This is a genomic window from Streptomyces bohaiensis, from assembly GCF_012033785.1.
Lineage (GTDB): Bacteria > Actinomycetota > Actinomycetes > Streptomycetales > Streptomycetaceae > Streptomyces > Streptomyces bohaiensis.
In genome coordinates, this window is record NZ_JAAVJC010000128.1 from 1 (window position 1) to 13494 (window position 13494).

9 protein-coding genes are annotated in these 13494 nt (G+C 74.4%); 5 read left to right on the forward strand and 4 right to left on the reverse strand.

The annotated features are described in order from the left end of the window. Window positions 1-64 precede the first annotated feature (64 nt). Window positions 65-991, reverse strand: a complete 927-nt coding sequence (locus tag HCN52_RS14920) for an LLM class flavin-dependent oxidoreductase (RefSeq protein ID WP_168088935.1) — start codon at window positions 989-991, stop codon at window positions 65-67. 537 nt (window positions 992-1528) lie between these two features. Here HCN52_RS14920 and HCN52_RS14925 point away from each other — a divergent pair. Further along, window positions 1529-2542 (forward strand): HAD family hydrolase, encoded by a 1014-nt coding sequence (locus HCN52_RS14925; RefSeq protein ID WP_168088936.1) that lies wholly within the window; start codon window positions 1529-1531, stop codon window positions 2540-2542. A gap of 97 nt (window positions 2543-2639) precedes the next feature. Here HCN52_RS14925 and HCN52_RS14930 read toward each other — a convergent pair whose 3' ends face one another. The 3 genes from HCN52_RS14930 to HCN52_RS14940 form a co-directional block, all read right to left on the reverse strand. Continuing rightward, a complete protein-coding gene (locus HCN52_RS14930; protein WP_168088937.1) occupies window positions 2640-3956 on the reverse strand; it encodes a serine/threonine-protein kinase in 1317 nt (438 codons plus the stop codon). Window positions 3957-4624: 668 nt separating this feature from the next. After that, window positions 4625-5692, reverse strand: coding sequence for a metallophosphoesterase (locus HCN52_RS14935; protein ID WP_168088938.1), 1068 nt, complete (start codon window positions 5690-5692; stop codon window positions 4625-4627). 145 nt (window positions 5693-5837) lie between these two features. After that, the gene (locus HCN52_RS14940) at window positions 5838-7082 is read right to left on the reverse strand and encodes a LacI family DNA-binding transcriptional regulator (protein WP_168088939.1); all 1245 of its coding nucleotides are present in this window, start codon (window positions 7080-7082) and stop codon (window positions 5838-5840) included. A gap of 418 nt (window positions 7083-7500) precedes the next feature. Here HCN52_RS14940 and hisC point away from each other — a divergent pair, with 418 nt between their 5' ends. From hisC to cydD, 4 genes are all read left to right on the forward strand, one after another. Continuing rightward, entirely contained in the window at window positions 7501-8592 is a 1092-nt protein-coding gene (gene hisC, locus HCN52_RS14945) for a histidinol-phosphate transaminase (RefSeq protein WP_168088940.1), read from the forward strand. 320 nt (window positions 8593-8912) lie between these two features. Beyond that, a complete protein-coding gene (locus tag HCN52_RS14950; RefSeq protein WP_168088941.1) occupies window positions 8913-10421 on the forward strand; it encodes a cytochrome ubiquinol oxidase subunit I in 1509 nt (502 codons plus the stop codon). A 94-nt stretch (window positions 10422-10515) separates the two neighbouring features. Then, window positions 10516-11673, forward strand: a complete 1158-nt coding sequence (gene cydB / locus HCN52_RS14955) for a cytochrome d ubiquinol oxidase subunit II (protein ID WP_168088942.1) — start codon at window positions 10516-10518, stop codon at window positions 11671-11673. 5 nt (window positions 11674-11678) lie between these two features. Then, a partial coding sequence (gene cydD / locus HCN52_RS14960) for a thiol reductant ABC exporter subunit CydD (protein ID WP_168088943.1) occupies window positions 11679-13494 on the forward strand: 1816 nt, incomplete at its 3' end.

Below are 13494 nucleotides of genomic sequence, written 5' to 3' on the forward strand. Positions count from 1 at the left end.
CCGCGGAGCCGGCGGGCCGGCTCCGCGGGTGCCGGCGCCCGCGCCCTGCCGGTCGGAGATCGACTCAGGCGGTGAGCTGGGCGAGCCCCTCGGTCGCGATGCGCTCGAACAGGTCCTGGTCGGCGGCGAAGACCGAGTCGGGGATCGGCCAGTGCACCAGCATCTCGGTGAACCCCAGCTCACGGACGCGGCCGGCGAGGTCGACGAAGGCGTCGAGCGACTCCAGCGGGCGGTGCGGGGTGAAGCCCGTCAGCAGCACCTTCCCGATCGCGCCCGGTTCCCGGCCCGCCTCGGCGCAGGCCCCCGCGAGCCGGTCGACCTGCCGCGCCAGTCCGTCCATCGCCGCCTTGGGAGAGGCGTCTGCCGTCGCCGGGTCGCCGGTGGTGACCCACGCCTGACCGTGGCGGGCCGCCAGCCGCATGCCGCGCGGTCCCGTGGCGGCGACGGCGAACGGCAGCCGGGGCCGCTGCACGCAGCCGGGGATGTTGCGCACGTCGCGGGCCGAGTAGAAGTCGCCCGTGAACGAGACCCCGCCGGGGCCGCCCTCGGTCAGCAGGCGATCGAGCAGCGGTACGAACTCGGCGAAGCGGTCGGCGCGTTCGCGGGGCGTCCACGCGTCGTGGCCCAGCGCCGTGGCGTCGAAACCGCTGCCGCCGGCGCCGATGCCCAGCGTGACGCGCCCGTCGGCGACGTCGTCGAGCGTGATCAGCTCCTTGGCCAGGGTGACCGGGTGCCGGAAGTTCGGCGAGGTCACCATGGTGCCCAGCCGCAGCCGGTCGGTGACGGCTGCTGCGGCGGTGAGCGTCGGGATCGCCCCGAACCACGCCTGGTCGCGGAAGCTGCGCCAGCTGAGGTGGTCGTAGGTGTAGGCCGTGTGGAAGCCCAGCTCCTCCGCCCGCTCCCAGACCTGCCTACCCCCCTGCGACCAGCGACGTACCGGCAGGATCACGGTGGAGAGCCGCAGCGGGGCGGCGGGGGGTGCATCAGCCATGGGAGGCAGGGTAGGCCATCCGGCCCCCCGAGCCGGGTCCCGCGTCGGCCCGGTGGCCGGGGCGCGGGGCGGCCGGTCGGCCGCGTGCGCCCGCGCGCGGCGCCGGACCGCCGGGGTGCGGACGGTCCGGTACCGGCGACGGAGACGGCGCCCCCGTGCGCCCGGAAGCGGCCGCTGTCGACGGGCACCGGGGCTCGGAGGACGACGCCCGGAGCCGCGCGCGGCGCGCACGGGGCGCGCACGGCGGCGGTGGAGCACACCGGTGCGATCGCGTCACGAACCGGCCACGCACCGCCTTCGGCGGCGGGGCGGCCGCGGGCGGCGGCGTCCCGGCGGCGGTATACGGCCAAGGGTGGCGCACTGGTCGGGTGGTGACCGGTCACCGGTCCGGTGGTGCATTCCGGGAGGTAGGGGATGGGGAGGCGGGGGCGTGCGCCGGGTAACGTCCGGAGTTGTCCGGTAGGAGTGGTTCCTCCGCTGGCTCATCCGTGACCACTACTGCACACATGTGCTGGCATATGCGCGAGGATTATTGCCGTGACCGAGACTCACCGCGTACGTCCCCATCCGGAACACCGTCCCCGACTCATCGCCACCGACCTCGACGGCACGCTCCTCGCCGACGACCGCACCGTCTCGCGCCGCACCCTCGACGCGCTCGCCGCCGCCTCGGACGCCGGCATCGAGACCGTCTTCGTCACGGGCCGCCCCGCCCGCTGGCTGGAGGTGGTGAGCGCCGTCCGGGACCGGACCGTCGCCATCTGCGCCAACGGCGCCGCCGTCGCCGACCTCACCGCGCTCGGCGCCCTCGCCCCCGCGGACCTCCTCGCCGGCGCCGACCCGGTGCGCGTCGCCGGGGGCGGCCTTCCGCCGGCGGCGACGCCGCCGCTGGTCGAGGTCCACCCGCTCCGCCCGTCGGACGCCCGCACCCTGGCCGCCGCGCTGCGCGCCGCTGTTCCCGGCGTCACCTTCGCAGTGGAGCGGACCACCGGCATGCACTACGAACCCGACTACCCGACGTACTTCCCCGGCGCCGTGGCCGAGGTGGCGCCCATAGCGGAACTGCTCGACGAGACAGGTGAGTTCGCCGACCGGCCGATCATCAAGCTGCTCGCCCGGCACGTGGCGATGGACCCCGACCGGCTGCTCGCCGCCACCCGTGCCGCCGCACCGGGGCTGGCGGAGTTCACCCGCTCCAGCCCCAGCGCCCTGGTGGAGATCAGCGCGCGCGGGGTGAGCAAGGCGACGACGCTCGCCTCCTACTGCGCGCGGCGCGGTCTCGGGCCGCAGGACGTGGTGGCCTTCGGCGACATGCCGAACGACCTGGAGATGCTGGCCTGGGCGGGACGCTCCTACGCGATGGCCAACGCCCATCCCGACGTCCTCGCGGCGGCCACCCACCGCACCGCCGCCAACACCGAGGACGGGGTCGCCCTCGCGGTGGAGCGACTGCTCGCCGACCAGGCGTGGCCGGCTCCCGCGCCGGCCGGTGCCACCGGACGCCGCACGGCCGGTGCCCGGGCGTTCGCGGGCGGGGTGCCGGGAGTCTGACGGGGCGTGGGGCGTTCCGCGCCCCACGCCCGGTGGTCCGCCCCGCCGTGGCGCGGCGGCGAGGGCGCCCCGGACGGGCGCCCGGTCGGCAGGTCGGTCAGGAGGCCGGGCCTTCCGTGGACTCGTGTCCCTCCTCGCGGTCCGAACCCGCGAGCTTGGGGCTGGCGAAGCCGCCCTTGCCGAAGCGGGAGCCGGAGCCCTCGCTCTCGCCGCTCTCGGAGCTGTCCGAGGAGGAGCGGTAGGAGGGGCTGGCGAAGCCGCCGCGGCCGAACCGCGAACCGGAGTCGTCGCTGCTCTCCGAGGACGACCGGTACGCCGGGCTGGCGAAGCCGCCCTTGCCGAAGCGGGAGCCGGAGCCCTCGCTCTCGCCGCTCTCGGAGCTGTCCGAGGAGGAGCGGTAGGAGGGGCTGGCGAAGCCGCCGCGGCCGAACCGTGAACCGGAGTCGTCGCTGCTCTCGGACGACGACCGGTACGACGGGCTGGCGTACCCCGGTGCGCTCCGTTCGCCGGACTGCTCGCCCTCGTCGGTGCGGCTGGAGAACTTCGGGCTGGAGAACCGTGAGCCGGAGCCGCTGTCCGGCGCGTCGCCGTCCCGGCTGAAGCTCTTGGGGCTGGAGAACCCGCCGCGGCCGAAGCGCGAACCCGTCTCCTCGGAATCGGTCTTCTCCCCGGAACGGTCCTTGGAGGTCGAGAACTTCGGGCTGGAGAACTTCAGCTTCGGGGTACGGCTCTCACGGTCGTTGTTGTCCGACACGGACTCTCCTCCTACGGTCTCGTGCAGGAACGGGAGCAGGCCACGTTCCAGCAGCGCTCTCTGCCAGGCCTCGCGGGCCTCGACCAGTTCGGTGGGGGCGGCGTCGGCGGCCTGCCGGCCGGGGCGCGCCGCGCGGACCGAGGTCGCTCCGTTCCGGAGGGCGCCGATCAGCAGCTCCACCGCCGCTACGGCCAGCCCGATCGCCGTCAGGACGGCGAACACCCAGCCGGCCGTGCGCATCGAGGCGGCCACCGGCGGTTCCGGGTCGGCCAGGCTCAGCCCGTACCCGAAGAGCAGGAAGACGAGCGCGGAGATCCCGGCGAGTACCGGCAGGAGCACCGAGGCCAGCGCTCCCGCGCCCACGCCGACATCGGGGGCCGGGGCGGCAGGCGACGGGGCGACGGGGGGAGGGGCGGATGACGGTGCGGTGGACGCCGGGACGCGCAACCGGCTCCGGACCGCGACGTAGTGCTCGTACTCGGCCGCCGCGCGCGGCGCGACCAGGGGCGCGGCCTCCATACCGAGGCGCCGCAGCCGCTCGGTCCGGAACCGCTCGGCTGCCGCCGGTCCCGCGTCCTGCCGGACCCGCCGCAGGGCCTCGTCGAGGACCCGCTCGTAGTCGGGCCGGTCCTCCTGCAACAGCAAGTTCGCACCGTCCATGTGCTTCCCCAGATGCTCCGATTGGGCCGTCCCTGCCGGCCGTTCGCCGTCCGGGACGGAGAGCGTGGGCAAGGTCCGATGGTAGAGCCCGCACGGGCCCTGTGACAGAGAGCTGGCCGGAACAAGTCGCTTCGCGCGGCCTGTTTCGGGAAATCCTGTCTCGTGGGCGGTATGCCCTCCCCCTGACCCTGCCCGCGTGCGGCAGGCCGCACGCGGAGCACGCCCCAGGTGGCTCAGCTCTTCACCGGAGTCCAACCCGACCGGCGGCTTCTTCCGGACGCGCGCGGGGAGGGCCGCCGCGCGGCCGGCCGGGATCCGCGGGGCTCCACGCCGGCGGCGCCGACGGCGTCTCCGCGCTCCACCGGCCGCTGACGGGGCGTCGAATCGGTGATCACGCCGTCACGTTCCGGCCGCGCCTCGACGGCTGCCGACCGCTCGGTGAGGCGGCGAGGAAGGGCGGGCCCGCAGGGGTCTTTGCCGCGCGAACGGTGCAGCGCACGCCGTCGTCCCCGCCCGCGCACGCCGTGCGACCGGCGCGCGACCGCGCGCCCGGTGAGCTTTCCGGAGTGTCGCCGCCCGCGGTGGCGAGCGCACCACCCCGCCACGGGACCGCCGGCCGCCCGGCGCCGGGCACGCGGAGCGGGGACAGCCGCCGGATCGGCGCGCCGTCAGGCCGTCGCGGCAGGGACGGCCGCGTCCGTGGCCTCCGCGGCGAGCGGGAGGCGCGAGACCAGCATCGGCCCGCCCATCGTGACACCGCCGTCCATCGCGATCGCCAGGTCCTCCGCGTAGAGGTGGGGTTCGGTGGGGCGCAGCGGGCGCTCCTCGCCGTCCTCGTCGATGGCGGTGTCGCCGTCGCCGGTGAGGTACGGGATGGGGCTGTGGCCGTGCACGATCCGGGCACCGCCGAAGGTGGCGAGCAGCGTGCGGGCGGCCTGGGGGCCGTCCTCGTCGCGGAAGGCGAACCGCCGGGTGAACTTGCGGAACAGCTCCCACGTCTCGGCGGAGTCCAGCCGCTGCAACGCCTGGAAGATCGCGTCGTTGACGTCCTCCACGGTGTCGCCGTAGTCGAGGTAGGCGGTGGTGTCGGAGTGGAGGAGCAGGTGGCCGTCCTCGACCGCGAGGGAGTCCAGCCGGGACATCCACTGCACGTGGTGGTCCTCCAGCCGCTCCATGTCGCTGGGCTGGCCGCCGTTGAGCATCCACGCCGCCCGGAAGGTCGCGGTCCCGGCGCCGGACTCCACCGGGGTGTCCGCGAAGCGGTGGGCGCCCAGCAGCAGCAGCTCGTGGTTGCCCAGCAGCGCCTTGCAGTAGCCGCCGGCGGCGGCGGCCTCGGCGGAGAGCCGCATCACCAGGTCGATGACGCCGACGCCGTCCGGGCCGCGGTCGGTGAAGTCGCCGAGGAACCACAGCCGGCTGGTGCCCGCCGCCCAGCGGTCCTCCTCGTCGGTGAGACCGGCGGCGCGCAGCGCGGCGCGCAACTCGTCGAGGTAGCCGTGGACGTCACCGACGACGTACAGCGGCCCGCGGCTGTCGGCGGGCGGTGCGGCGGCAGGGGCGCCGGCCGTTTCCTCCGGCGCCGGGGGCGCGGCGGGCGGCGGCAGCGGGGGAGCGGCCGCCGGTGGACCGGCGGGTGGCGCGGTCACCTGGGTCGCGGCCGCGTGACCGGGGACGGCGGCTCCCGCCGCGTCCGCGCGGAACTCGACACCTGAATCCCCGGCAGGCTCCTGAGCCATGACCCCTCCACCACGTACGCGCCGCCTCCGACGTCACCGACCGGTTCCGCACCTGTCCGATGCCCACCTGTCCATCATAGGAATCCCACCACGGGAAGCGTCGGACACCTGACACGCCCACCGGCGGGCCCGGCGATCGGGGTGTTCAGGCCACCCTGGCTGGGAGGCTACCGGAAACTACCCGCCCGCAGCAGGGGGGGGTGCGCTGCTGGCTCACGGTCACCGACCGCACCCGCGGCTGGGACGACGCGCGCACGATCAACTCGGTCGGCATGACGCGCTGCTGCGTCGGGCGGAGCGCGGTCCGGTCGGTCGCGGCCGGGCTGTGGCCCGTGTGGCGCGCCCCGGATCGTCGGCCCGTCGAACGACCCCGCGCCGTTCCGGCGGCCCGGGCGGCGGCGCCGTCCTCGATGGCGTCGATGAGCAGCTGGATCACGGCGGAGCCGATGCGGCCGGGTTGCAGGGAGAGGGTGGTCACGGGCGGTTCGGTCGTGGCGTAGACGTCGGACTCGCTGCAGCAGACCAGCAGCAGGTCCTCCGGAACGCGCAGCCCGTAGCGGCGCGCGGCGGCCAGCAGGTCGGTGCCGTTGGGGTCGTACAGGCCGTAGACGGCGTCGGGCCGGTCGGGCCGGGCGAGCAGCCGGTCGGCGGCGAGCGCTCCCGCGCAGGGGTCGTGGGCGGGGTACGCCTCGTAGACGGGCGGTTGGCCGACGCGGGCGCACCAGCCGAGGTAGGCCTCGGTCGACAGCCGGGTGTAGGTGTCGGTCCCCGTCCCGGTGAGCAGCCCGATGCGCCGGGCCCCGGAGGAGGCCAGGTGGTCCAGCAGGCCGACGACGGCGGCCTCGTGGTCGTTGTCGACCCAGCCGGCGACCGGCAGGTCGCCGGCCGGGCGCCCGTCGGAGACCACCGGGATGCCCTGGCGGACCAGCTCGGCGACGACCGGGTCGTGGTCGGCCGGGTCGACGACGACGGTGCCGTCGAGCGCCACGTTGGACCAGACGTCGTGCTGCGAGGTGGCGGGGAGGATCGCGAGCGCGTAGCCGCGGGCGAGCGCGGCGGAGGTCGCGGCGCGGGCCATCTCCGCGAAGTAGGCGAACTCGGTGAAGGTAAACGGTTCTTCACCGTAGGTGGTGACCGTGAGCCCGATCAGCCCCGATCGGCCGGTGCGCAGGGTCCGCGCTGCTGCCGAGGGGCGGTACCCCAGCCGGTCGGCGACCGACCGGACGTGGCTGCGGGTGGTGTCGGGCAGCCGGCCCTTGCCGTTGAGGGCGTCGGAGACAGTGGTGATCGAGACACCGGCCTCTGCCGCGACGTCACGGATACCGGTCCGCGGGCGGCGGGATCGGCGGGTGTCGTCCCCCCGGCTCACCTGATGTTTCGCTGCTGTCATGTCGACCTGATCGTAGGCCCGGCGGCTCAACATGCCTGAGGTTCGCACACGTTGAGGGGCGGATACGTTTCTGCACGCCGGAATCCGGCCATCGGCCTGGGAACCGCAGGTGTTGCGGGGAAGTGAGCCCCGGTATCCGTCCTCCGGCCGTCTCCGCGCTCCCGATGCTCCGGCTTTTCACGTTCACGGCCCTCACTCTTTCGAGTGAGGACCTGGGAGCGGCCTGGCACCGGGTGGCTCGGCCGGCGGCAGTACCGCCGCCGCCGGCCGGTGCCACCGCCGCCGGCAAGGGCGGTTCCCGCCCGGCGGCCGCCCCGCCCCGCCGGCGTCCGCGACCCCCGGCGGCCTTCCGGCGCCTGGGCAGGGGCGTCGTCGCGGGGGGTACGCGCGCGGGGCTTTTCCTCCTAAGGTGTGGAGGATGTGTACACCGACGTTCCCTGAGGGCCCGCAGCTGCGTGCCGCGCTCGACGGTATCCCCGCCTACCGGCCCGGCCGTCCGGCGGCGGGTACCGACTCGTACAAGCTGTCGTCCAACGAGAACCCGTACCCGCCGCTGCCCGGCGTGCTGGAGCGTGCGGTGGCGGCGGCCGGAGCGATGAACCGCTACCCCGACATGGCCTGCTCCGCGCTCCTCGCCGAGTTGGCCGACCACTTCGGGGTTCCGGTCGGGCACATCGCCACGGGCACCGGTTCGGTCGGGGTGGCGCAGCAGCTGCTCCAGGCGACGGCCGGCCCCGGTGACGAGGTGATCTACGCCTGGCGGTCGTTCGAGGCGTACCCGATCATCACGCAGATCGCCGGCGCGACCTCCGTCCAGGTTCCGCTGACCGCCGACGAGGAGCACGACCTCGACGCGATGGCGGACGCCGTCACCGAGCGGACCCGGCTGATCTTCGTCTGCAACCCGAACAACCCCACCGGGGTGGCGATCCGCCGGGCGGAGCTGGAGCGGTTCCTGGCCCGGATCCCGGCGCGGGTGCTGGTGGTGCTGGACGAGGCGTACCGGGAGTTCGTCGACGACCCCGAGGTCCCGGACGGCCTCGCGCTGTACGGCGCGTACCCCAATGTCTGCGTGCTGCGGACCTTCTCCAAGGCGTACGGGCTGGCCGGGCTGCGCGTCGGCTTCTGCGTCGCGCGGGAGCCGGTCGCCGCGGCGCTGCGCAAGACGGCGGTGCCGTTCGGCGTGAGCCAGGTGGCGCAGGACGCGGCGGTGGCGTCGCTGCGGAGCGGGCCGGAACTGCTGGAGCGCGTCGCGGCGCTGGTCGAGGAGCGGCGGCGGGTGCACGCCGAGCTGACGGCGCAGGGGTGGACGGTCCCGGTGTCGCAGGGCAACTTCCACTGGCTGCGGCTGGGCGACGCCACGGTGGAGTTCGCCGAGGCGTGCGCCGCGGCGGGGGTGACGGTGCGGCCGTTCCCCGGCGAGGGGGTGCGGGTGACGGTCGGCGAGCGGGAGGCCGACGACCTGCTGTTGAAGGTGGCGGGCGAGTTCCGGGGCCGCGTCGCCGGCTGAGGAGCGCCCGGGGTCGCCGGGCGCGCGCACGTTCGTGAAGGGGTCCGCCGATCCGGCGGGCCCCTTCGCCGTGCCCGTCGTGCCCGTCGTGCCCGTCGTGCCCGTCCGCCGGCGGGGCCCTCGCCGGGGCCCGCTGCCGGGTGTGAGCTGTTGCACCCACCCCGGTGGCTTCCGGGACGACCGGATGCGCGATACTTGCTTGTGAATGTGAATACGTTCACAAGCGTGTCGCGTTGCTACGGGTTCGTCCCGGACGAACCCCCCGACAAGGGTCAGGCTCCCGGCGGTGGCTCGGCGCACGCAGTGAAGGAGAAGGCATTGTGGAACTGGCCCTGGCGGAGGAGACCCTCGCCCGCTGGCAATTCGGCATCACCACCGTCTACCACTTCCTCTTCGTCCCGCTGACGATCTCGCTGGCCACTCTGGTGGCGCTGCTGCAGACCGCGTGGGTGCGTACCGGGAAGGACGTCTACCTGCGCGCCACCAAGTTCTGGGGCAAGCTCTTCCTGATCAACATCGCCATGGGTGTCGTCACCGGCATCCTCCAGGAGTTCCAGTTCGGCATGAACTGGTCGGACTACTCCCGGTTCGTCGGCGACATCTTCGGTGCGCCGCTCGCCTTCGAGGCGCTGATCGCCTTCTTCTTCGAGTCCACCTTCATCGGACTGTGGATCTTCGGCTGGGACAAGCTGCCCAAGCGCATCCACCTCGCCACCATCTGGATGGTGGCGATCGGCACGGTGCTCTCCGCCTACTTCATCCTGGCCGCCAACTCCTGGATGCAGCACCCGGTCGGCTACCGGATCAACGAGGAGTCCGGCCGCGCCGAGCTGACCGACTTCCTCCAGGTGCTCACCCAGAACACCGCCGTCGCGCAGTTCGCGCACACCATCACGGCGGCGTTCCTCGTCGGCGGCGCCTTCATGGTCGGCATCGCCGCCTACCACCTGATGCGCCGCCGCCACGTCGAGGTGATGCGCACCTCGCTGCGGATCGGCCTGATCACCCTGGTCGCGGCCGGCCTCCTCACCGCCGTCAGCGGCGACCGCCTCGCCAAGATCATGTACGAGCAGCAGCCGATGAAGATGGCCGCCGCCGAGGCACTGTGGGACACCGAGGGACCGGCGCCGTTCTCGCTGTTCGCCATCGGGGACGTGGACGCCGGGCACAACGTCGTCGCGGTGGAGGTCCCCGGGCTGCTGTCCTTCCTCGCCCACGACAACTTCTCCGACCCGGTGCCCGGCATCAACGACACCCAGGCGGCGATGGAGGCCGAGTACGGGCCCGGCGACTACCGCCCCAACATCCCCGTCGCCTACTGGAGCTTCCGGTGGATGATCGGGTTCGGCATGGCCTCGCTCACCCTCGGCATCGCCGGGCTGTGGCTGACCCGCCGCCGGCTCTGGCTCTCCGAACGGCTGCGGACCGGCAGCGAGGAGGTCCCGCGCCTCGCGCTCACCCGCGACCGCGAACTGGGTGAGGGGCTCACCCGCTGGTACTGGCGGCTGGCCTTCGCCACCATGGCGTTCCCGCTCATCGCCAACGCGTGGGGCTGGATCTTCACCGAGACGGGCCGCCAACCCTGGGTGGTCTACGGCGTGCTCCAGACCTCCGCCGGGGTGTCGCCCGGCGTCTCCCAGGGCGAGGTCATCACCTCCATGACCGTCTACACGCTGCTGTACGCGGTGCTCGCCGTCGTCGAGATCAAGCTGCTCGCCAAGTACGTCAAGGCGGGGCCGCCGGAGCTCACCGACGCCGACCGCAACCCGCCGACCCGCATCGGCGGCGACCACCGGGACCCGGACAAGCCGATGGCGTTCTCCTACTGACCCGCGGGCGCGCGGCCCCGCCTCCCCGCCCGGCCGCGCCCCCGCGCACCCCGCCCCGGCACCTTCCCCACCCCGCTCCCGACTGGAGACGGCCATGGAACTCACCACCGTCTGGTTCATCCTCATCGCGGTCCTGTGGACCGGCTACTTCTTCCTGGAGGGCTTCGACTTCGGCATCGGCGTCCTCACCCGCACCCTCGCCCGCGACCGCCGGGAACGCCGCGTGCTGATCAACACCATCGGCCCGGTCTGGGACGGCAACGAGGTCTGGCTGCTCACCGCCGCCGGCGCCACCTTCGCCGCGTTCCCCGAGTGGTACGCCACCCTCTTCTCCGGCTTCTACCTCCCGCTGCTGCTGATCCTGGTCTGCCTCATCGTGCGCGGAGTCGCCTTCGAGTACCGCTCCAAGCGCCCGGAGGAGAGGTGGCAGCGCACCTGGGAGACGGCGATCTTCTGGACCTCGCTGCTCCCGGCGTTCCTGTGGGGCGTCGCCTTCGCCAACATCGTGCGCGGCGTCCCCATCGACGCCGACAAGGAGTTCGCTGGCACCCTGCTGGACCTGCTCACCCCCTACGCGCTGCTCGGCGGCGCACTCACCCTGACGCTCTTCACCTTCCACGGCGCGGTTTTCGCCGCGCTCAAGACCGTCGGGGAGATCCGGGACCGCGCCCGCCGCCACGCCGCCGTCCTCGGCCTGGTCACCGCCGGCCTCGCCGTCGTGTTCCTCGCCTGGACCCAGGCGGCCCACAGCGACACCGCGAGCCTGGTCACCACCGTCCTCGCCGCCGTCGCGCTGCTGGCCGCGCTCGCCGCCAACCACGCGGCCCGCGAGGGCTGGTCGTTCGCGCTCTCCGGCGTCACCATCGCCGCCGCCGTCGCCACGCTGTTCCTGGCGCTCTTCCCCGACGTGATGCCCTCGACGCTGGACCCGGCGTGGTCGCTGACGACGGAGAACGCCGCCGCCACGGACTACACGTTGACGATCATGACCTGGGTCGCCGGGTTCGCGACACCGGTGGTGCTGCTCTACCAGAGCTGGACGTACTGGGTGTTCCGCAAGCGGATCGGCGTGCAGCACATCGCCCCGGACCACCCCGGCGGCGGCGCCCCGGGCACCCCGGGCGGCTCCGGGGGCGACGCGGGCCCCGACGCCGACGGCCCCGACGGCCCCGACGACCCTGACGTGCCCGGCGCCTCCGGCGACGATCTCGCCGGTGCCGGCGGCGGCCGCCCCCAGGGCGCGGGGAGCTGACCGTCGTGCGCCCCGTCGACCCCCGTCTGCTGCGCTGCGCCCGCGCCACCCGCGGCTTCCTCGCCGCCTCCGTCGTGCTCGGCCTGGCGGGTGCGGTCCTGGTCGTCGTCCAGGCCGTGGCCCTCGCCGACATCGTTGTCGGGGCGTTCCAGGGCGGCGCCGCGCCCGGCGACCTCACGACGCCGCTGCTGGTGCTGCTCGCCGCGGCCACCGGCCGTGCCCTCGTCTCCTGGCTCACCGAACTGGCCGCCCACCGCGCCTCCGCCGCCGTCAAGTCCGAGCTGCGGTTGCGGCTGCTGCGCCACGTCGCGGCGGGCCGGGGCGGCGGCGGGGCCGCGGACGGCGGCCGTGCCACCGGCGAGCTGGCGACCCTCGCCACCCGGGGGGTCGACGCCCTCGACGACTACTTCGCGCGCTATCTGCCGCAGCTGGGTCTGGCCGCCGTCGTCCCGGTGGTCGTCCTGGCGAAGATCCTCACCGAGGACTGGATCTCCGCCGCGACGATCCTCGTCACCCTGCCGCTGATCCCGCTGTTCATGATGCTGATCGGCTGGGCGACGCAGGCGCACATGGACCGCCAGTGGCGGCGGCTGAGCCACCTCTCCGGCCACTTCCTCGACGTCGTCGCCGGCCTCACCACCCTGAAGGTGTTCGGCCGGGCCAAGGTCCAGGTGGAGCGGGTCCGGTCGGTGACCGGCGAGTACCGGCGCTCCACCCTGCGGACGCTGCGGATCGCCTTCCTCTCCTCCTTCGCCCTGGAACTGCTCGCCACCATCTCCGTCGCGCTGGTCGCCGTCTCCATCGGCATGCGGCTGGTGCACGGCGAACTCGACCTGCACACCGGTCTGGTCGTGCTGATCCTCGCTCCCGAGGCCTACCTGCCGCTGCGGCAGGTGGGCGCCCAGTACCACGCCGCCGCGGAGGGGCTGTCCGCCGCCGACGCCGTCTTCGACGTGCTGGAGGAGGAGCGGCCCGCCGCCGGCACCCGCCCCGCACCGGACGTCGCCGCGGTGCCCGCCGGCCGGGCGATGGTCACCCTGGACCGGGTCACCGTCCGGTACCCGGGGCGGACCACCGACGCCCTCACCGCGACCTCGCTGGACCTGCGGGCGGGGGAGACCGTCGCCCTCACCGGGCCCTCCGGGGCGGGCAAGACCACCCTGCTCCGCAGCGTCCTCGGTCTCGCCCGGCCCGCCGCCGGCCGGGTGCTGGTCGGCGGCCGGGACCTCGCCGAGCTGGACCCCGCGAGCTGGCACGCGCAGCTCGCCTGGGTCCCCCAGCATCCGCATCTCTTCGCCGGCACCGTCGCCGACAACGTGCGGCTCTCCCGCCCCGACGCCGACGACGCCGCCGTGGCCCGCGCGCTGGCCGACGCCGCCGCCGACGACATCGACCCCGACCGGCTGCTCGACGAGGGCGGCGCGGGCCTCTCCCAGGGGCAGCGCCAGCGGGTGGCGCTCGCCCGCGCGTTCCTCGCCGACCGCCCGGTCCTGCTGCTCGACGAGCCGACCGCCGCTCTCGACGCCGACACCGAGGCGCGGGTCGCGGACGCGCTGCGCCGCCTGACCGCCGACCGGACGGTGGTGCTGGTGACGCACCGCCGAGCGCTGCTGCCCGTCGCCGACCGGGTCGTCGAGCTGGCGCCCGGCGCCGCGTCGCCGCAGGCCGCGCCCGCGGTGATCCCCGCACCCCGACCGCCGGCGCCCACGCCGGGGGAGTGGATTCTCGGCATCGACGGCGGCGGCCACGGTGAGGCCAAGGAGCCGGAGCCGCCCACCGGTGCCGCCGGTGAACCGCCCGCCCACGCGCCCGCTCCCGCGC

What these genes read in the sequence shown, in the direction of transcription:
- HCN52_RS14920 (WP_168088935.1), bottom strand. Translation starts at nt 991, where the DNA reads ATGGCTGATGCACCCCCCGCCGCCCCGCTGCGGCTCTCCACCGTGATC.
- HCN52_RS14930 (WP_168088937.1), bottom strand. Translation starts at nt 3,956, where the DNA reads ATGGACGGTGCGAACTTGCTGTTGCAGGAGGACCGGCCCGACTACGAG.
- HCN52_RS14935 (WP_168088938.1), bottom strand. Translation starts at nt 5,692, where the DNA reads ATGGCTCAGGAGCCTGCCGGGGATTCAGGTGTCGAGTTCCGCGCGGAC.
- HCN52_RS14940 (WP_168088939.1), bottom strand. Translation starts at nt 7,082, where the DNA reads ATGACAGCAGCGAAACATCAGGTGAGCCGGGGGGACGACACCCGCCGA.
- hisC (WP_168088940.1), top strand. Translation starts at nt 7,501, where the DNA reads ATGTGTACACCGACGTTCCCTGAGGGCCCGCAGCTGCGTGCCGCGCTC.
- cydB (WP_168088942.1), top strand. Translation starts at nt 10,516, where the DNA reads ATGGAACTCACCACCGTCTGGTTCATCCTCATCGCGGTCCTGTGGACC.